26 protein-coding genes and 1 pseudogene are annotated in these 19,085 nt (G+C 34.9%); 9 read left to right on the forward strand and 18 right to left on the reverse strand.

Annotated features, from left to right (window positions below; genetic code table 11):
- Positions 1-418: 418 nt before the first annotated feature.
- From NST60_RS20740 to NST60_RS20760, 5 genes are all read right to left on the reverse strand, one after another.
- Complete coding sequence (locus NST60_RS20740; RefSeq protein WP_254415313.1) at positions 419-1,669, reverse strand: DUF445 domain-containing protein; 1,251 nt, start codon at positions 1,667-1,669, stop codon at positions 419-421.
- A gap of 195 nt (positions 1,670-1,864) precedes the next feature.
- A complete protein-coding gene (locus NST60_RS20745) occupies positions 1,865-2,731 on the reverse strand; it encodes a proline iminopeptidase-family hydrolase (protein ID WP_254415314.1) in 867 nt (288 codons plus the stop codon).
- Positions 2,732-2,805: 74 nt separating this feature from the next.
- A complete protein-coding gene (locus NST60_RS20750; RefSeq protein ID WP_169188697.1) occupies positions 2,806-3,174 on the reverse strand; it encodes a VOC family protein in 369 nt (122 codons plus the stop codon).
- Positions 3,175-3,276: 102 nt separating this feature from the next.
- Entirely contained in the window at positions 3,277-3,987 is a 711-nt protein-coding gene (locus tag NST60_RS20755) for a nucleotidyltransferase domain-containing protein (protein ID WP_169188698.1), read from the reverse strand.
- A 26-nt stretch (positions 3,988-4,013) separates the two neighbouring features.
- Positions 4,014-4,907 carry a PhzF family phenazine biosynthesis isomerase gene (locus tag NST60_RS20760; protein WP_016205378.1) on the reverse strand — a complete coding sequence of 298 codons (894 nt, stop codon included), beginning with the start codon at positions 4,905-4,907 and terminating at the stop codon, positions 4,014-4,016.
- A 165-nt stretch (positions 4,908-5,072) separates the two neighbouring features.
- Here NST60_RS20760 and NST60_RS20765 point away from each other — a divergent pair, with 165 nt between their 5' ends.
- The gene (locus NST60_RS20765; RefSeq protein WP_016205479.1) at positions 5,073-6,509 is read left to right on the forward strand and encodes a DDE-type integrase/transposase/recombinase; all 1,437 of its coding nucleotides are present in this window, start codon (positions 5,073-5,075) and stop codon (positions 6,507-6,509) included.
- Between the two features lie 263 nt (positions 6,510-6,772).
- Here the strand turns inward: NST60_RS20765 and NST60_RS20770 are convergent, their stop codons facing one another.
- A complete protein-coding gene (locus NST60_RS20770; protein WP_341100047.1) occupies positions 6,773-7,360 on the reverse strand; it encodes a DJ-1/PfpI family protein in 588 nt (195 codons plus the stop codon).
- A gap of 184 nt (positions 7,361-7,544) precedes the next feature.
- Between NST60_RS20770 and NST60_RS20775 the strand changes: the two genes are divergently transcribed.
- Positions 7,545-7,865 carry a hypothetical protein gene (locus NST60_RS20775; protein ID WP_016205380.1) on the forward strand — a complete coding sequence of 107 codons (321 nt, stop codon included), beginning with the start codon at positions 7,545-7,547 and terminating at the stop codon, positions 7,863-7,865.
- Positions 7,866-7,941: 76 nt separating this feature from the next.
- Positions 7,942-8,877 carry an acetamidase/formamidase family protein gene (locus NST60_RS20780; RefSeq protein WP_169188700.1) on the forward strand — a complete coding sequence of 312 codons (936 nt, stop codon included), beginning with the start codon at positions 7,942-7,944 and terminating at the stop codon, positions 8,875-8,877.
- 73 nt (positions 8,878-8,950) lie between these two features.
- On the opposite strand, the pseudogene NST60_RS20785 reads toward NST60_RS20780, so the two are convergent.
- Positions 8,951-9,385, reverse strand: a pseudogene (locus NST60_RS20785) (RtcB family protein); the annotation flags it as partial.
- A 123-nt stretch (positions 9,386-9,508) separates the two neighbouring features.
- On the opposite strand from NST60_RS20785, the gene NST60_RS20790 reads away from it, so the two are divergent.
- Positions 9,509-10,282, forward strand: coding sequence for a YhfC family intramembrane metalloprotease (locus NST60_RS20790; protein ID WP_016205383.1), 774 nt, complete (start codon positions 9,509-9,511; stop codon positions 10,280-10,282).
- 228 nt (positions 10,283-10,510) lie between these two features.
- On the opposite strand, the gene NST60_RS20795 is transcribed toward NST60_RS20790, so the two are convergent.
- Together NST60_RS20795 and NST60_RS20800 are read right to left on the reverse strand one after the other, a co-directional pair.
- Complete coding sequence (locus tag NST60_RS20795; protein ID WP_341100048.1) at positions 10,511-10,864, reverse strand: hypothetical protein; 354 nt, start codon at positions 10,862-10,864, stop codon at positions 10,511-10,513.
- 7 nt (positions 10,865-10,871) lie between these two features.
- Entirely contained in the window at positions 10,872-11,123 is a 252-nt protein-coding gene (locus tag NST60_RS20800; protein ID WP_254415320.1) for a hypothetical protein, read from the reverse strand.
- A gap of 218 nt (positions 11,124-11,341) precedes the next feature.
- On the opposite strand from NST60_RS20800, the gene NST60_RS20805 reads away from it, so the two are divergent.
- On the forward strand, positions 11,342-11,956 hold the full coding sequence (locus NST60_RS20805; RefSeq protein WP_016205386.1) for a DedA family protein: 615 nt from the start codon (positions 11,342-11,344) through the stop codon (positions 11,954-11,956).
- 77 nt (positions 11,957-12,033) lie between these two features.
- Here NST60_RS20805 and NST60_RS20810 read toward each other — a convergent pair whose 3' ends face one another.
- The 3 genes from NST60_RS20810 to NST60_RS20820 form a co-directional block, all read right to left on the reverse strand.
- On the reverse strand, positions 12,034-12,213 hold the full coding sequence (locus tag NST60_RS20810; RefSeq protein ID WP_341100050.1) for a hypothetical protein: 180 nt from the start codon (positions 12,211-12,213) through the stop codon (positions 12,034-12,036).
- Between the two features lie 83 nt (positions 12,214-12,296).
- Entirely contained in the window at positions 12,297-12,632 is a 336-nt protein-coding gene (locus NST60_RS20815) for a cupin domain-containing protein (protein WP_341100052.1), read from the reverse strand.
- A gap of 81 nt (positions 12,633-12,713) precedes the next feature.
- Positions 12,714-13,049, reverse strand: a complete 336-nt coding sequence (locus tag NST60_RS20820) for a DUF4183 domain-containing protein (RefSeq protein WP_101731048.1) — start codon at positions 13,047-13,049, stop codon at positions 12,714-12,716.
- Positions 13,050-13,192: 143 nt separating this feature from the next.
- Between NST60_RS20820 and NST60_RS20825 the strand changes: the two genes are divergently transcribed.
- Positions 13,193-13,573 carry a DUF4183 domain-containing protein gene (locus tag NST60_RS20825; protein WP_341100054.1) on the forward strand — a complete coding sequence of 127 codons (381 nt, stop codon included), beginning with the start codon at positions 13,193-13,195 and terminating at the stop codon, positions 13,571-13,573.
- 108 nt (positions 13,574-13,681) lie between these two features.
- Here the strand turns inward: NST60_RS20825 and NST60_RS20830 are convergent, their stop codons facing one another.
- The 5 genes from NST60_RS20830 to NST60_RS20850 all read right to left on the reverse strand — a co-directional run bounded on the left by NST60_RS20830 (position 13,682) and on the right by NST60_RS20850 (position 16,675).
- Positions 13,682-14,038, reverse strand: coding sequence for a PH domain-containing protein (locus NST60_RS20830; protein WP_341100055.1), 357 nt, complete (start codon positions 14,036-14,038; stop codon positions 13,682-13,684).
- Between the two features lie 77 nt (positions 14,039-14,115).
- Complete coding sequence (locus NST60_RS20835) at positions 14,116-14,658, reverse strand: GNAT family N-acetyltransferase (RefSeq protein ID WP_341100057.1); 543 nt, start codon at positions 14,656-14,658, stop codon at positions 14,116-14,118.
- A gap of 229 nt (positions 14,659-14,887) precedes the next feature.
- On the reverse strand, positions 14,888-15,556 hold the full coding sequence (locus NST60_RS20840) for a Type 1 glutamine amidotransferase-like domain-containing protein (RefSeq protein WP_016203898.1): 669 nt from the start codon (positions 15,554-15,556) through the stop codon (positions 14,888-14,890).
- A complete protein-coding gene (locus NST60_RS20845; protein ID WP_016203899.1) occupies positions 15,549-16,121 on the reverse strand; it encodes a histidine phosphatase family protein in 573 nt (190 codons plus the stop codon). Before NST60_RS20845 ends, NST60_RS20840 begins: the two co-directional genes overlap by 8 nt.
- 23 nt (positions 16,122-16,144) lie before the next feature.
- Positions 16,145-16,675 (reverse strand): GNAT family N-acetyltransferase, encoded by a 531-nt coding sequence (locus NST60_RS20850; RefSeq protein ID WP_169188707.1) that lies wholly within the window; start codon positions 16,673-16,675, stop codon positions 16,145-16,147.
- A gap of 224 nt (positions 16,676-16,899) precedes the next feature.
- Here NST60_RS20850 and NST60_RS20855 point away from each other — a divergent pair, with 224 nt between their 5' ends.
- The 3 genes from NST60_RS20855 to NST60_RS20865 all read left to right on the forward strand — a co-directional run bounded on the left by NST60_RS20855 (position 16,900) and on the right by NST60_RS20865 (position 18,397).
- Positions 16,900-17,730 carry a type II toxin-antitoxin system SpoIISA family toxin gene (locus NST60_RS20855; protein ID WP_016203901.1) on the forward strand — a complete coding sequence of 277 codons (831 nt, stop codon included), beginning with the start codon at positions 16,900-16,902 and terminating at the stop codon, positions 17,728-17,730.
- A 146-nt stretch (positions 17,731-17,876) separates the two neighbouring features.
- Entirely contained in the window at positions 17,877-18,059 is a 183-nt protein-coding gene (locus tag NST60_RS20860) for a hypothetical protein (protein ID WP_016203902.1), read from the forward strand.
- A 203-nt stretch (positions 18,060-18,262) separates the two neighbouring features.
- Positions 18,263-18,397 carry a hypothetical protein gene (locus tag NST60_RS20865; RefSeq protein ID WP_263479859.1) on the forward strand — a complete coding sequence of 45 codons (135 nt, stop codon included), beginning with the start codon at positions 18,263-18,265 and terminating at the stop codon, positions 18,395-18,397.
- Between the two features lie 12 nt (positions 18,398-18,409).
- On the opposite strand, the gene NST60_RS20870 is transcribed toward NST60_RS20865, so the two are convergent.
- Positions 18,410-18,925: a hypothetical protein gene (locus NST60_RS20870; RefSeq protein ID WP_016203903.1), complete on the reverse strand. Its 516-nt coding sequence runs from the start codon at positions 18,923-18,925 to the stop codon at positions 18,410-18,412.
- Positions 18,926-19,085 lie beyond the last annotated feature (160 nt).

Genomic DNA, 19,085 nt, shown 5'->3' on the forward strand with positions numbered 1-19,085 from the left:
AGGCCGAAGCGGCTCAGCGCGAGCCCCATGGAAAGCGAAGTGTATTCCGGCTGCGGGGAATCGCACCAAACTTCATGGAAACATCCTTTGAAAAACAAATAAAAGCCCGAACAATTATACGGAACATTCATTAGCATCTTCGTATAATTGTTCGGAATTATCCTTGGCTGGAATACTTATGTCCCAGCCTCATTATTTATTTTAGTAGATGAAATTCAAAACCTTTATTCGAAAATGTATTTGTCGTTTTTTCGATCATAAAGTGAAACTTCCCTTAGTGGGGGTTTTCCTTCATCTCCCACTAAGGGTTAGTTGAACCAATCGCGGACCTTTACGGACAGTTGCTCTCCCACCTTCCTCGTATTCTCATAGCTTGAGGGGGGAGGGGGGTCCATTAAGAGTGGTATAAATTATACGCTTATAATATATTCGCCACTAACTGAATGCCACTTAAAAACAGGCCAATAATAAAACCACATACAGCTCCGTTTACACGGATCCATTGTAAATCTTTGCCGACATTATTTTCAATCATATCGACCAGTGTTTCATTATCTAACTTGTCGAGATTTTCTTTTACTAAATTACCAATTTGATCATGATTATTCTCGATAAAATTAGAGATTTGTTGAACAATCCACGGATCGATCTTTTTGCCGTTTGCTTCGATTTTTTCTACTAATTGCAAAATAAACGGAATTGCTTTTGTTTCCATGAATTCTTCGTTTTCAAGAAGTTCAATCGCCTTTTCTTGTACCTGTTTAAGGCTTGCTAAGATCGTATGATTAGATTCAAGTGAGTCTAACACTTTATCTTTCCATGTATTGATTCCTTCTAAAACCTTATCGTTTTCTGGAAGGCTCTCAATCTCCTTGCGAATATAAAGAATGAGCGCTTCTCGATTTTGCTCTCCTTCTTTTTGGAGACTTCGCATTCCACTTAAGCAAAGATTTTGGACAATTTGCCCTAACTTATCTTCTGTTAAAATATTTTGCAAAGTCTTTAATGCGAATTGAAGCATGCCACTTGCTTCTACATTATTTAGTACATTCATCGAAACAGAACCAAGTTTTCTAGCTGTTTCTTCTTTTCTTAGCCAAGTTTCTGTTTTTACTAAAACATGATCCAATGCTTTTTTATCTACTTCCTCGGTAATTAACTGATTAGTAAGCAGTGTTAAAATATTACTTATTTGCACATTGGATAAAGCAGATGACATTTGCTCTCGAACAAACGGAGTGATCGTTTCTACATTGATATTGCTAATTGCTTGTTGTGTAGCTTTTATCATTGCTTTTTTGACTGGTTCTGTTTGAATTCTTGTTTTAATAGCTGCTGTGACTTTTTCAGTAAAAGGAATATTCTTCACTTTATCCTGAATACTTTCCTTCGATAACCAATCCTTTTTTAAAACACTCACTAATCCATTCACCATTCTATCCCTGTTCTTTGGCAATAGTGCAGTGTGAGGTATTGGTAACCCGAGTGGATGTCTAAATAAAGCTGTAACTGCAAACCAGTCCGCTAATCCCCCAACAAGTCCAGCCTCAAAGCCGCCATGTAATAAATGAATCCACATATTATCTTGAAAAGGGAATGTTAAAATAAATCCGATTCCCATAATAATAAGTGAATATCTTGCAATTTTTCTTGATGATCTTTTTTCCACACATTGTCCCTCATTTTACTTTTAAAATCGTTATTTACATCTTTCCAAGATGTAGAACCTCTATTCTGTAGTATACCAATAATCGCCTAAAAACAGAAAGAATAAGTAAAGATTTGCTGAATTTTTTCTTATTTGCGCAGTAAAAGCCAAAAGGTTTATTACTCCTTTCGGCTCTCCAACTTTGATTCTTTTGTTTTAATGGTCTATTTGAGACAAAAATCTACTCATTACTTGTCTATATTGTTCTGGTTCTTCTATATAGGCCATATGGGCACTTTTTTCAAAGATATGGAAAGATGCATTTGGTGTTTTCCTACTAAAATATTCCGTTGATGCTGGAGTTGCTTCATCAAATCGCCCACATGTATACAAAGTTGGAATCGATATTTCCGCTAATCGTTCCGTACAATCAAAGGATTTTAAGTTGCCTTGTACCGTGAATTCCGATGGTCCCCACATTACTTGATATACATGGGGATTTCTAAAATGCTTGCCCTGTTTAAGATGTTCAGGATAAGGCTTTAATCGACATACAAAATGATCATTGAACACTTCAATTGCTTTTTGGAAGGCTGATGAATCAGTCGTTCCATTTGCTTCACTGCTTTTAATCGTTTCTTGAATTTCTTTCGGTAATAAAGTAAGATTTTTCTTTTGATCTTCTTCCCATAACGAAGCACTTAAACAAGGACTTGAAAAAATAATACTACCAATTCCTTCTGGCTCACTAAAATAATAGGCTGCTGCAAGAGTTGTTCCCCATGAATGACCAAGAATATGTACCTCATTTAGCTCTAACGCTTTCCGAACAAGCCCAACTTCTTCGACAAATCGATCCAACGTCCAGAGTGAATCGTCCTCTGGTCGATCCGATTTTCCACATCCCAACTGATCATACAAAATGACTGGTCGATTGATTGCTAGGTCTTTTAATCCTTGTAAAGAGTAAGAACTAGAGCCAGGTCCACCATGCAAAATAAGGAGTGGTATTCCTGTTGCTTGTTGATTATGGATAACATACCAAACCTTTCCACCTGTTACTTCGATAAATCCTTCTTTCATCGGTTGACTCCTTTATGTATTTTTCTACTAGTTTAGCATATTATTATCTCTCAATCGCAAAAGAACAGCTATTTCTATTTCTTTCTTTCAATTATCTCTACACGATTTCCAAATGGATCACGGAATTCAAAGCGCTCATATCCTTCAATCGCAATAGAATCTGCAATCTTTACGCCTAGTTTACTAAGCTTATTTTTCCATACAATCATACTATCTACTTGATAAGCAAGATGAGATTTTGTTGAATACCGATCAAATCCATCCTCCGTACCAACATGAACATCCATGTTTCCAAGTGTTAACCAAAAACCACCTCTACCTTGTAAGGATAATGGCTTCTCTATCTCCGTTAATTCTAATACTTCACAATAAAAATTCTTTGCCTCTTGTTCAGTACCTTTTGGAATCGTAATTTGGACATGATGCACACCAATAATAGTCATCTTATATCCCCCCTCCTCTAAACTTCCTCCTATCAATCGTACAAGATAGATTGCTAAACACACATTTTTAATTTAACATTTTGGTTATCCGCACATCTCTTTTCATTTCTTCCCAAGTGAAAACCCAGCAAATAACTTTCCACCATATGGATCTAGCACTTGTTCCGCAAGTAAAATTACTTTTGTCTTTTCCCCTGTTCGATAAAAAACTTGAAACGCCTCAATAAATTTATCAGCGAAAGTTAAATCATATTGACGTAAAGATCGAACCATCCATTTCGAAGTTCCTATCCACTGGTTATTTACTCTTAAGACAAATTCATGAAGAAGCATACTTAACGAACTTGCGATAAAAATAGCTTCTTGTTCATTAGTAGAACCAATAAAATCATCTAATACGTCCGAAATAAAGTATCGCTTCGTTCTAATTGTTTCCTCCGACCATTCTTTAGGACCAGCTACTAACATTTTTTCTGCCTCTTGTTTTATATCATTTAGAACGCCATCATTCCTCAACACGATTCCTTCTGTTACCATTCGTTGCATAGATGGTTTCGCTATATGATAATCCATTAAGAAAAAATCCTTGTAAGAGGATAAATTATGTACAAAGACTTCGATAGGCCACCCAAATTCACATACAGACTCTCTGAAGGAAGATTCGATTTGTTCATCAAAAACGACTATATCAAGATCCGATGTTGCTGTCGCTTGTCCTCTTACCACACTTCCCGCTAAAACCGCTGCGTTGCAATTAGTAAAATATTTATCAATAAAAAGACGAGCTGCTTCTATTGGTTCTAATCTTTCCATCTAAATCTCCTTTTCTAATCAATATATCATTCTAATATTATTTTAATTTCCTTAACAAATACTGCAGTCCCACTTATCTCAACATCCAGTTGATCATCCTTATCGGAAACGGTGACAGAAACTTTTCCATTCCGACCTATTTCCTTGCCTTGCTCGATAACAATAGGTTGGTTCTTTCCCTTATCATTTATATAAGTAACGTAATAGGCTCCCATCACTCCAGAAGCTGTTCCTGTGACAGGATCTTCTATCGTACCAGAAAAAGGAGATGAAAAATGTCTACCATGCATTGTTGCTTCTCCCTCAAAAGTTTCGAGGCAAAATGGGTGAACAGATGCATTTGGAATCTCTTTTAAAATGGACGGGAACAAATCATTTTTTGGAACCATTTGTGAAAATACATGTAAACTCTTTATTGGAACAAGCAATGTCCATATCCCTGTACTTCCATAAAGGATAGGCTGATTTACATCTAAATCAGATTCTGCGATGCCAATTGCCTCTGCCAATTCTTTTCTTGAACCGTTAAATTCTTTAAATTGTGCAGGTATTTGTTTCATAATAATAGAAGGGGTTGACTGTTCCTTTTGATTAATTCGAATAGGTAGAATCCCTGCTCTCGTCTCAATCAAAATCGTCTCTTTTTCAGGAAGATGCCCATTTGCTTTTAACGCAAAAACTGTAGCAATTGTTGCATGACCGCAAAGATTCATTTCATGTCCTGGTGTAAAATAACGTATTCTCAAATCGGCAATATTTGATGGCAAAACAAAGGATGTTTCATTAAAGCCTACTTTCTCCGCTATTTTTTGCATTTCTGACTCGTTAAATTTTTCCCCTTCTAAAACTATTCCTGCAGGATTTCCTTGATTTGGATGCTCTGTAAACGCATCGTAATGCAAGACGGAAATGGTTTTCATTATCTAACCCCCACCTATATATTCGTATTGTCAAAACTTTATATAGAAATAGGCTATTATATCCTATAATAGAGGGCTTTTTGAGCAAAAAAATTGCCACCCCCTGAATTCTAAGGATAATTGAGGTTACCACACACCCAACAACCTAGAATAGGAAGTGACAAATTGTACCCTCAAATTATAACCTATTTACTTACTTTTATTAAGTACCAAGATCAGGTTATTCGAACATTATTAACTCTTTTGATTGGGAAAAGTATGTTTGATAAACCTGTAGAAAAACCTGTAAATAAGCCTTATCGAAAACTACAGGTAGACGACCTCCCAATCATCGAAACCCTACAAAAGTTTGATTATAAACTTCTTTTGAATGAGTATCAGGAGAAAAATGGGAAACCCCTTAAACCTGTTCGAAGACACTCAAATTCAAAAACAACTGTTCCTTCCAGCATAAAATGTCCAAAGTGTGGTGCTCCATCTGATTTTCTTTATGCAAATAACGGAGACAAGGGACAGTATCAATGCAAGGTGTGTACATGTTTGTTTAACCAAAAAAATCATTATTCAAAAGAGGCAATTTTAAAATGTCCTCACTGTGCTAAAACGCTTGAAAAGGTCAAAGAGAGAAAAGATTTCGATGTATTCAAGTGTAAAAACAACGACTGTTCTTATTACCAAAAGAAACAAAATGGACTATCTTCAAAAGAGAAAAAACAGTTTAAAAAGGATCCACAGGCATTTAAAATGCGTTATATTTTCCGTCAGTTTCGTATCGATTACCAACCCTTATCGAAGCGTTCACCTCAGAAACCAAAGTTAGATTTATCAAGACTATATGTGTCGCCACATACATTGGGACTGATTTTGACCTACCATGTGAACTATGGGTTGTCAGCCCGTAAAACAGCTGCACTCATGAAGGATGTACATGGTGTATCCATCTCCCACCAAAGCATTTTGAATTACGAAAATAGCGTAGCACTGATGCTTAAACCTTATGTGGACCATTATCCTTATGAGCTTTCTGATCAATTCTGTGGAGACGAGACCTACATTCGAGTGAAAGGTCGCTGGCATTATTTATTCTTCTTTTTTGATGCCGTAAAAAAGATTATTCTGTCTTATCCTGTTTCTCCTAATCGAGATACTCAGTCAGCCATTCTGGCTATCGATGAGGTTCTTCTAAAGATGAAGGAAATCCCTAAAAACCTCACGTTTATTGTAGATGGCAATCCGATTTACCTATTAGCCCAACATTTCTTTGCCCAACATGATATTTCGTTTGATGTGAAGCAAGTCATTGGATTAACCAACGAAGATCCAGTATCAACAGAATACCGACCACTCAAGCAAATTATTGAACGACTCAATCGAACGTTTAAAGGAAATTATCGCTCGACTCATGGGTTTGGATCTGATCATGGATCTGTTTCTTTCGTCACTTTGTTTGTCGCATACTTTAACTTTCTACGGCCTCATTCAGCCTTAGAAGGAAAAGTACCTGTGATTCATCCAGAGTTACTTCAGCTTCCCAATATGCCAGCAAGATGGACTAAGCTAATTGGATTAGCTCAAGATTGGATTATAGAACAAACAACCTAGCTTTTGTTTAGCTGAGCCCTGAACCAGCAATCGGCGGAGCGAACTCTTGACAAACCGAACTTGCCAATGGTTTAAAATGGAAAAAATCAAGGGCTTATTTGGCATGCCTTCTTTTGTCCCCTTCGCCCTTGATAACCTGAATTCAAACCATTGGTGTGTTTGTCAAGAGCGATTGCGAGCCTCTCCACTTCAAAAAGGAAAGAAGAAAAAGACTTCAGGTTACTTTTTCATAGAAGTTTTGACACTACCTATATATTTGTCTCTCAATCTAACTTAATATCATACTCCATCCTTTTGGCAGTTTCCTTTGCGACTTCTTTTCCATATAATTTCACTACCAAGTGAAAAGACATATTGATCCCCGCTGATATTCCACCTGAAGTTAAAATTTTTCCCTCATCCACAAATTTTACATTCCTTTTCACCAAAATATTCGGAAATTCCCTTTCCAATCGATCGATATCCATCCAGTGAGTTGTCACCTTTATCCCGTCCAATATACCTGCTTTAGCCAATAAAAAAGCTCCAGTACAGACAGAAGTCATATATTCTACTCGGTGCGATTGATCTTGAATCCAATTAATTACCGCACGGTTATGTATTTCGATTTCTTCTGCACCATATCCACCAGGTACAACAAGCATATCTAGAGCAGGTTGGTTTTCAAAAGAATAGTCTGCTTCTATCTTCAATCCATTCCTTGCTGTAATCATTCCTCCTTTTTCTGAAATGGTGTAGACACAGAATAATTTATTATCCCCTCCAGCTAAAGAAAAAACTTCGAATGGTCCTGCAACATCCAAAACTTCAACCTCATTAAAAACGAATATTCCAATAATACGTTTTTTCATGCTACCTCCTTGTAAAAGAGTAATTGTCATTCCTATGAAAGTTACAATCAAGAAATAAAACCAAGTTAATCCCTTCTTTTTTCATACTAACATGAATTTTGAATTTTTAAATAATAAATCCTTCTAAATTTCTTAAAAATAAATGGTATAATATTTGTTCTAAAGATATATCTGGGAGGATGAAATGATTCAGGCAATTGGTATTGTTGATTTTCATTACAAGCCAATGAGAACAACGAAATATAAAGACAATGTAACAAAGAAAATTAATGGTAAAAAAAATAAATTTGATGATTCCTTTGAAGTTATTTCGATATCAGAACCATACGATATGGATGGAGATATTTACGTTCGCGTATCTTGTTCGTTTACCATTTATATGTACGAAAAAGCATATATTCGCAATCCAGAAGAATATGTTGGTTCTGTTTTTCCAACTTTAAAAGAGCGGATAACGCCAAATATTATTGCTACGAAAGTTTATAGTTTATCAAAAAGAAGATAAGTATTTTTTGATGTCTTAAAGGATTGTGCCTATTTTTATCGAATAGAAGGGAAAATGACTTTTAGGAGGATAATTTATGCACCATTCATTATCATTGAAGCAGCAAAATTTACATGGTTCCTTCAGCAGTAGCTATAAACCGATTTTAACGGTGGATTCAGGTGACTCGATTACTTTAAAAACATTGGATATTGAATGGGGCTATTCTACCTCAAAAAACGAGGAATATCGTATTTACTCTTCAAGAGAACAAGAGGAAAAACCACAGCATCCTATGATTGGTCCAATTGCTATTAAAGGAGCAAAACCTGGGATGGTATTAGAAGTAAAATTAAACGATATAGTTCCTGGATGGTATGGACGCAATTGGGCTGGCGGGATGGCGAATTGGCAAAATAATGCGATTGGCATCGCTAATACAGATCGAATTCAATTGGATTGGGAATTAGATTCGGAGAAGATGATTGGTTCTACTTCCATTCATTCTAAATCATTTCATGTTGCTTTGCAGCCGTTTATGGGGGTTCTCGGGGTCGCTCCAAAAGAAGCCGGAGTCCATTCTACCTCCCCACCTAGATATTGTGGTGGCAATATTGATTGTAAGGAAATCGTGAAAGGTAGCAGCTTATTTTTGCCTATTTCAGTTGAAGATGCTCTTTTTTCTATTGGAGATGGACATGCATTGCAAGGGGATGGAGAAATCTCCGGCACTGCGATTGAATGTCCAATGGATCATGTAGATATTACGCTAGTGGTAAGAGAAGATTTACAATTAACCTATCCGAGAGCCAAAACCCCAACAGGCTGGATTACATTCGGATTTGATGAAGATTTAAATAAAGCAACGGAGATTGCTTTGGCTGATATGATTTCTTTAATGACGCAACTTTATTCTATTTCCCGAACTGAAGCGACTGCATTAGCAAGTGTTACTGTTGATTTACGGATTACACAGATTGTTAATCGTGTAAAAGGGGTACATGCCATTTTGAACGATGGTGTTATACGTTAGTTTGGAGAATACTATTCTAGGAAAAACAAATAGAAAGTGAGGCTCCTATTTTTGGGGTCTCTAAGATGGATTAATGGTTTCCCCTACCTAAGGTGCCAATACTTTGTTCTGCCCTTCTACGATTTATTGGCGCTTTCACTTCCTCTAAATTAATTTGCTCCATGTATGAATGTGCTTTATCTCTGATGGAGAAACCACTTGAATAAATTTGCGGATAGTCTCATCTAATTCGTCAAAATTAATTTCTTTTGTGCCTATATTTACTTTCGCTACTGCAATCCCACAGCCGATATCTACCCCGACTAAATTAGGGACAATTTTGTCTTGAATCGTCATTGTTGTTCCAATTGTACAACCGACTCTAGCGTGTGTATCTGGTATAATTCGTATCTTGCTGTTTTGAGCAAATTCCTGATTACATAATTCCTTTTATCTGTGTCTCAGCCATTTCCTCTAATTGATCCGTAAATACTTTAGCAGTATTATATTTCCCTCTTAATTCAATCATTTTGATCACTTCCTTTTTTATTTTCTTTTAGAATTTGTTTAACCGAATACTCATTGACGTACAACTTCAATCTGTTATAGACTTAATATAACAGATGAAAATAGCATGAGAGGGGAAAAAATAATGAATTCTGTTTATATAGGAATCTCTCTACAAGTATTACTTGCTGTGTTACTTCCTATCTTGCTTATGGTATATTTACAAAGAAAAAAAATGATGTCATGGAAGTCTTTACTTATTGGTATACTTATCTTTATTGTATTTTCACAGATCTTAGAAAAAGTCGTTCATTTCCTAGTGCTTGCTCCAACTGGCACTGAATTAAAATGGAGCACGAATCCTTATATCTTTGCATTATATGGAGGCCTAGCTGCTGGTCTTTTTGAAGAAATTGGGCGCTATTTTGCTTTTACGGTTTTATTGAAAAACCATCATCAATTTAATGATGGACTTTCCTATGGATTAGGACATGGTGGAATAGAAGCTATATTTATTGGTGGTATGAGTGCGCTGAATTCTCTGCTTATCTCCTCCATGATAAAAACCGGAAACTTAGAAACGATATTAGGTGCCGCAGCCACCCCTGAAGAAATTAACAGCATAAAGGAACAATTTGAACAGGCAAATATAATGCTGTTTGCGACTGGCGGTTTAGAACGAGTCTTTGCATTAGCTTTGCATCTTGCTTTATCGATTTTAGTACTATATGCGGTTAGACAGCAAAAATTTAAGTATGTTATTTACGCGATACTTATTCATGCTGCTATTAATTTCTTGCCAGCACTTTATCAAGCAGGAACTGTGACAAACCTAGTTGTAATTGAAATATTCTTAGGGGTAGTTGCTGTTCTGTCTATTGTCTTTATTGTGAAAATGAAGCCAAAATTTGAGAACTAAACTTTTATGGAAGCAGGGACATAAGTATTTTCAATCAAATAACCCCGAACGATTATACGTACATGCAAAGTGAACTGCCCCCTGTCAAGTAGACAGTGGAAATAATAAAAAAGATCTAAGCGGCTTTAACTCTATATTCCATAGGGCTAAGGCCGTTTAATCGTTTTTGATATCTATTGTGTAGTGACCCCTAAAAGTTAGACACGGTTATTTCATTAGGCAACTTGTTCAAAATGAGTTCGGTATTGTACCGGATTCATTTTCAATTTTCCATAGGAGTGGTTCCCCTGTCGATGTTATATAGATTACTTCCCATTTATTATCTTTCCATTCTAATAAACTATAGCCATATTGTTTATCACTAGAAAGATGAGGAATAAAAACATGCTTACCATCTAAGGCAATTTGTTTTAAAATAGTATCTATATTTAATTCACCAGTGTCTAAAATCATTTTCTTTAAACGATTTTCATTTGGGATTGAAGAAGGCGTACGATGATTATCAGTTATTGGAAGGAAAATATACAAACATATAGCAATCATTACTACAACTAGTAAACACCATAACCATTTATACCTCATTTTATTACTACCTCCCTCTTAAGATAGATTTAGAGGTTCGAAAATAGTACTGACTCTTTTCAGTTGATATAATCATGCCTTTTCCATCTGTTTCAATATAAATAGTAGATTCATAGCCACTTCCCCACTTTGAGGTTGCACCCAATAGAATATAGGGAAAGCGCTCCGTTGTTTGATAAGATGCATATTCTTCATCATCTAATTCTTCTTCCATTACTTCTGGGAATGATTCATAATACCATTGTTGTGTATCCTCCAAAATCAAACATCTGCTTGCTCCAATCTAGAAAACTCTTCATTTTTTCATCCTTATTTTTGCATGTTTACCAAATAACAACATCACCTTATAGGAAAAATGAATGATATGTATCTCGTATAAATAAGATATTATTAGAAGATTTTATCTCCTTATGATAAGATACGGTTATGTGTGTAAATAGGAAAACAATTGAAATAGTAGTTTAAGGAGTGCAGTGAATGGAAAATTGGATTTTAGAAACAATGGAAAATTTCGGATACATAGGTATACTTTTGTTAATTACGCTCGAAAATATCTTCCCCCCTATTCCTTCAGAAGTAATCTTAACCTTTGGAGGTGCGATGACTGTAAAAACAGGGATGACTGTAACAGGAGTTGTCATCGTTTCTACAATTGGATCGGTTCTTGGAGCAATCATTCTTTATTACATCGGTTCCATTTTAGAAATAAAAAGATTAGAAAAAATTGTTGATAAATGGGGGCATATCCTCCGATTAAAAAGAGAAGACCTATATAAAGCAGATCGTTGGTTTGAAAAATATGGCTATTGGACAGTCTTTTTCTGTCGCTTTATTCCACTTATTCGCAGCTTAATTTCGCTTCCAGCAGGTATGGCAAAAATGAATTTTGGTATCTTTTTATTTTTAACAACAATTGGTACTTTCACATGGAATTTTGTTCTAATTCGCATTGGGGCGGCAGTGGGTGACTCATGGGAAGATATCGTTCATTACATGGATTTATACTCAAATGTCGCATACGCGCTTATTGCCATTATAGGACTTGCTTTCATCGGGCTTTATATTTATAAAAGAGTAATAAAGCAAAAATAACGATGTTTATTTTTCATCTCATGGGTTTTCCCATGAGATGATTTTTTTACCCAAAATGAAATTTTTTATGGTACAAGCTACCTTTTTCGCATTCGATGATAGTAATAAAACAATATACCAATAAAAACGATAAAAAATATAAAGCTAATCTTCATTGGATAAACAATCATAATTCTTGCATGAATTAGAAAATCAATAAAAAAGAAAGCGATAATTCCAAGAAAGAAAATCTTCAATAGGAATCGTTTATTCTTCATTTTAATCCCCACATCTCCATTTAGTAATTTGTCTTTTTCTGTTTATATTTTATGAGAGAGACTGGATATTTAGTTATGTATTGTTAAAAAGGATTTTTTAAGTTTACCGCTTGAATAACTACTGCAGTCAAGCCAGTATCTGAACCTACTTCATGCCATTCTCCTTGCTCCCAAAATACAGCATATCCCTTTTTAATTGGAATCTTCTCTTCAGAACCATCTCTAATCCATCCCTCTCCCTCCACAACATGGAATAGTTGTGGAACTGGAGCTTGATGATAGCCTAAGATTCCGTTAGGCTCTATAGAGATAATCCCAATGTTCGTTGCTTCCTCTGTCTTCATTATTTTACAGTAGCTAGAAGCAACAGATTCATATTTTAAGATAGTGTTTCCTTTTCCAATCGAGATTACTTTCATCTCAGTCACCCTTTCTTCTTTAAACACATTATTGTGAATTAAAATATAGCCTGCCTTCATTTTTAAGACAGACCTTTATCATCATACTATAAACATTTGCAACACCACAGTTGCTCCACATATCGGAACATCCTCTGTTTTTAGACAGATCATTCCTTGGGACACTTCATAATTTTCCTTTGGCTGTAAAACAGCGTTAATAAACAAATTCATGTAAGAAACTTTTGAAGGATCTAGAATTTTTTGTTTTCCTAACTCTTTTACTCCATCTTCTTCTGTAAAAATATGCTTACTTCCATCTGCAATAGCGAAATATTCTAATACCATTATTTTTTTAGGTATGTGTATACAAATCTCTGCAGAAGGTATTTCAGGCATCATCAAATATGGTTTTGGCACTTTTTGTCGTTTTTCCATCTTCCCCACCTTTTTTAACCATAATAGTTATTTTATAAATAGAGAGTCAGATGGTGCACATATTGTGAATATTTCCATTATGTCTAGTCATTATCAGTTTACTTTCATAACATGAAGTATAATGGTATAAGGTGGTGAAACGTATGCCCTTACAAATTATGAAGCTTGCTGTTAGTGCCGCACTTGACATTGACACTGCTCCAACAGTTGATCGGTTTTTTTATATTGTTACTGACCCTATTACAGGTGCTGGTACTTTAGATATTGACGCAGCTGATTTTATGACAGATACTGGCGATGCAGCAACAACATTACCAGAACTAACTGCTGATAATAGTTATTTCAATGTATATGTTAACGGAGTACTTCAAATGGAGGATCTTCTAACATATACAGCAGGTGCAACTGGTGTTGGAGGATTAGTCATAACAGTTCCAGATGGTTCTACTATTATTGCAGACACTCCTGTCGTCTTAGAAATCACAAACTTCACTCCTACCTCAGAAGCAACTATTAATACGTAAAAAGAATACGATAGGCTCCGAATAATTTCCTTTTCGGCCTGTCGTATTCTTTTTACTTATATTTACTATCTAAAACATAGCCTTTACTTCGATACATTTTCTATCATCTTAAACATCTAATCGAAGGCTATTATACGATTTAATTTTCGTAATAAAGTCCTCTACATTCTCACTCGTAATTTGTTTAAATTTCAATGTGTCCTTTTTATATTTAATCGCTATGTACTGATTCAACATTCCCTGCTTTAACTGAATATCTTCCATATTTACATACTCAAAGCTTTCGTTCAATTCATTTCCAGTAATGGAATCCGCACAGAAGATTAATCGTTTTTCAGTTGCTGCAAGGATACCTAGACGAACTATCTTTCTATAAATAAACACTTCCAATGAACATCTGATTGTTCCTTTTATCGTTTCGTTATTTTTTAATTGCTGCTCAATTGTTTGTAAGTCTGCTATCATCCGGCTTCCTCCTCCTTCTGCTTCTAAAACTACTTACGGACGAAGCAGGAAAAAGTTTCCTTATTATTTATTTTTACTTAATCATTAGGATTAATAATAGCCAGTATTTGATGATCTTTCCATTGTCCATTAATTTTCACATTACTTTTTGCTATTCCTTCTTTGTGAAAACCAGCCTTTTCTAATACACGAATCGATCCAATATTATGTGGCATCACACCTGCTTCTAATCGGTGCAAATGAAGGGTATTAAATGCATAGTTAACTAATTGCTTTACAGCGATAGTCATATAACCCTTACCATTTTGATTTTTATCAAGGACATAACCAACAATAGCATTGTGAGCAGGTTCTCTTCTTACCATATAGAGATTAACACTTCCAATTAACTCATCTGATTCTTTTAAGAATATCCCAAAATGATAATCGACATCTTTTTTCTCATTTTCTTTCCATGTTTTAATTAATTGCTGCTGAAAATCTAATGTATAAAACTCTTCCTTGCGAGCAATGGAATAAGCTTCGAAAAATTCTCTATTCGTTAATTCGAGCTGCCATAATCCTTCTGCATCTTTTTCTTCAAATAATCTTATGTAAATCTGTTCCGTTGTTTGTATCATACTACCTCTCCTCTCTCCCATTTATTTTAACCATTCTTTTTATATAAAAACAACAGATTTTTCTGACAATATTACAAATAAAGTACAGGAGAGTTTAAACATCCAGCTGCTTTGATTGTCGTCAACCTAAGATGGAATAATGCTCCATTTTTCATAAGTATTTTACCTATTGATAATTAGTTTTTTTATGCTAATTATTTGATTGTGTAAAATTTTATGAAATGATTATCTACATTGGTTTATCTATTTTTTCAAGATGATCTTTTTTTAACCGATAAACTCCCTTTCCTTCTGTCCCCATTAATGTATTATTACACCAATACATTCCAGTGCCTTCGTCGATTCCAAAATTAAAGCGAGGTTGAAACATTTTGACCGCAGTTCTTAAATGGCTTTCATCCATCCACTCACTAAAATGAACGGCAATAACCGTATCTTTTAACAAACCTAATCCAGCTTTATATTTAAAAACTCCATCCGCATTATCTTTTGCTGAAATAATACATTTCTCCATACTAATCAGCGCACCAGCTGAAAACCCGGCGATTGGTACTCCTGCCGAAAATTGTTCCTTAAGTATTTTTGAAATAGTTGTATTGGCAATATACTCTGCATAAAGCTCAGAATTCCCGCCACCGATGATAATTCCTGCACTATTCAATAGTAGTTGTTTAGCCTCTTCCACTGAAACAGTTGGTAAAGGTATATATTGAAATTCCATTATCCCGTTTTCCTTCAATACTTTTGTATACTTGGGCATATAATCTGTCCAATTTGCTCTTTCTAGAATAAGCAAAGATATTTTCCCAGCTCGTGCAGAGACCAATTCCGTAAATTTTTTTGCCATTTTGCAAGTAAATGGCGGGCCCCCACCCAATAAGAATAGATGCTTATCCATTACTGTCCTCCCATATTCTCTGTACAGTTATTAATCGATTACCATCAAATATTAATTTATAAATATCCGGAATTTGTAAATTTTCCCAAAATTGATAATCATATTCCTTTGAAAAATAGTTCATCATTAGAACCATAATATTTCCATGTGTACCAATAACAATCCTTTTATTTTCATATTGTTTTAGTATTTGAAATAATGTTCGGACACCTCTTTTCTGTGCAGTTAGATTAGACTCTCCTCCATCCCAGGCAAAAGATTCTTCTTTCCATACTTTTTCGATTGCAGTATCAAAATCACTAATAGATCCTTTTGCTAACACCCGTTCTTTAAAATCGGAGATAAGCTTGATGTCTGCGTGGAAATATTCTGCAATTCCTTCTACTGTCTGGATCGCTCTCTTATATGGACTTGATAAAACGATATCGACAGATTCCATTTCCATTCGTTTTGCTACTCGTTTAGCATCCGATATACCTTTCTCCGATAAAGGTCTACCTAATTCATCTGAGGAGTATACGGAGTGTGCATGCCTGACTAAATAGATCGTTGTTCTAGATTCCACTTTTCTCATCCCATCATACAGATTTAGGCGTCTTTAACGATGGAATATACATTTATATCAAATGCCTTCCCATTCTGTTCATAATATTTCCTCAAAATGCCTTCATGCTGAAAACCAAGCTTTTGAGCAAGTTTATTTGATGCCTCGTTTTCTAAATAAATCATCGCTCCTAGCCGATTTAATTGAAGCTCTTCTAATGCGTAGGAGACAACTTTTCTTACCGCTTCTGAAGCATATCCAGCTCGCCAATAATCGGGATGAATTTCGTATCCAATCTCCGCTCTTTTATGGGAAAGAACTAAATTATTTAAACCAAGTGTGCCAATAAGTCGGGAAGTTCCTTTTATTTGCATGCCCCATCTTAACCCTCGATGATTTCGGAAACTTTCCGAAAAGTGCCCAATTATTGTTTCGACTTGCTCGATGCTCGAAAATGCCTCCTGGCCATAATAGCGCATTACTTCAGCATTAGAAAAATAGGCAAATAAATCTGCAGCATCCTCTTTTTCAATCTCTCTTAATATCAGTCTTTCTGTCTCTAATATTGGAAACATCCTATTCCTCTTTTCTATGTTCGTTTTTACTAAGTTTCGGTTTACCATTTTTTTCTTATTATAATAGAAATCCTAGAATTAGCCTAGGGGAAATATCGGATAATGATTGCATTGATACTATCTATACGCCTGAGATTAGAAAACGATTTCATTTTTATTAATATTCATTCCTATACTGAATGCATGCTATAATAATAGATATGAAAATATTGGGAGGACAACCTTTGACAGCAATCTATTTTGGCTTTATTTCTGCAGTTATCTTGTTGATCGTGCTTTCACTCATCTATTTTTGGTGGCGAACAGATAAATACGTAGAGAATCTTCAGGCGATTCGAAAATCATATTATGTATTGTTTTTTCTTTTAATCTGTCTTGGAATCTTTTCAGATCAACTTCAAATTGTTGACTGGAAAACGATTTTGTCTTTTGTTTGTGCGGCTGTTTTTCTTGATATAGCCGTTTTTCAAACACCAGACATTCTTAAGATTTGGAACACAGAATTCCAGCATAGCAATTACATACGTAAAACAATTCGCAAAAATGAAGAAGTTTTAGGCTACAACGCAAAAAAAGTCCAGAACTTTACCGAAGTTATTTCCAGAACTGCTGATCATTTTATGGATCGCAATCCTCCCCAACACTGGCGCCAATATAAAGATGAACTACGAGCCTATTTAAATCTATACGCAGACACTTTTCAATTTCATATTGCAATTTTTCCATTTGCCATAAGTGCCAGTGCTGATGAATTAAAACGCAACCTAGAAGCAGCTTTTAATAGTGTAGAAATTTGTTATAATATTAACTTTGTAGATAGAGAAGTAAGAGATAGCATGGTCCAATACCTGCTTGATGGGAAAAGTATCCCTTTAAAAGACCCAAGTCATGGTACAAATGAAGAAGAACGGGCAAAGAATGTTTTTATCGTTGCATATTATGGGGAAAGTTATAATATGTTGATAGGAATTAGTTCAAATTTTGTGGAAGTCGACGGAATTGATGCTTCCCATATCCTTAACCTCGCACAAATTTTTGATTGGTACATGGTTTAAGTCTCCATTTTAGATGTTCTGTAGTATAATAATATATAGATAAAAAAGCATGAGCATTTTTCACAATTAATAAACTTATAGTTTTGGAGATTAGTAGCTTGTGCAAGAATTTCATCATCAAATTTTGTTAAAAAGGAGGAATTGATATGGCAGACAAAAAAAACGCTGCAACTGCTCCCACTCCTACCCCATTCAATAAATCGAAGAAACAGCCAAAAAAATCAATGAATCCGAATAGGAGAAAAATGACGGTAGCAGTGTCAGAAACTTTTGAAGATATTCATGACATGAATAAAAAAGCATTAAACTTACTAGCTAAACGGGCATAATTAAACAGAGTCTATGGAAATGAGAAGAGTTCTTTACGAAAGAAATTACTCATTTTCTAAGACTCTGCTTTTTTTTTGTATCACAAGAAAAAGAGTAAAAAGTTAGAGAACAGCGTAGACTACATTACAATTACTTAATATTTGTATAAAAACACTAAAACAATGGAAAACCTGTATATAAAAAGTAATGAGGCAATTCAGATATGACATTAAAAAGAAAACAAAACATGAATCCAAATCGAAGACATATGACTGTACCAGCCATGCATTTTTCTGTTTCCATTTACAATAAAAACACAATAGCTATCTTAGAAGCATTGGACCAAAGGAAGATCTAAACTTATCCGTTCTTATTTTATTTTCGGCTCTCTGCCATTATGATGGGGGTCTGTTTCTAAATGCTGATCTAAATAGCTATAAAACTTTTCCATTGTATGTTGCTCTTTGAGAATCGATTGAAGCTTTAAAGGATCTTTAATAAACACTTTGTGTTTCTTTAATAGCTTAACCAACTCCGGAAAAAGGCTAATATCTTCACTCTCCAAATGCAAAGTGGAAGAATCCTTTAAGTGAATAATAATATCTAAATGAAGCGATGATCCTAAAAGGTATAAAAAAACAGTTGGGACACGTTGCACATTAAATTCTACTGAAACAATTTCTTTATAACGAACCGTTTGCAAATTCCGCTTCTTTTTTCTTCTCAACAATCCACAAGGTGTAAAAAGAATACCTAAATCATTAAAGCTTGTATAACATATGGGATAAAGCTTACTTGCATAATGTGGGTATTTTTTCCCGTATACCTCAACAATAACTGGTAAGACTCTGTTCTTTCCCTGTGATACAAACTCAGTCCACTTCATTTCCGCTCCCTCCTACTTATTTATTACTTCACTCCAGCTACTACAAACGTCATTACATTTCACTCTTTGTTTATTTACTCTAGTCTATTCCATAACAATGAATATATTGCCGAATAGTCAAGCTTCCGTACAAAGTAATGTATTTAACATAATATATTCC

The organism is Niallia sp. FSL W8-1348 (assembly GCF_038006745.1).
Taxonomy (GTDB): domain Bacteria; phylum Bacillota; class Bacilli; order Bacillales; family Cytobacillaceae; genus Niallia; species Niallia alba.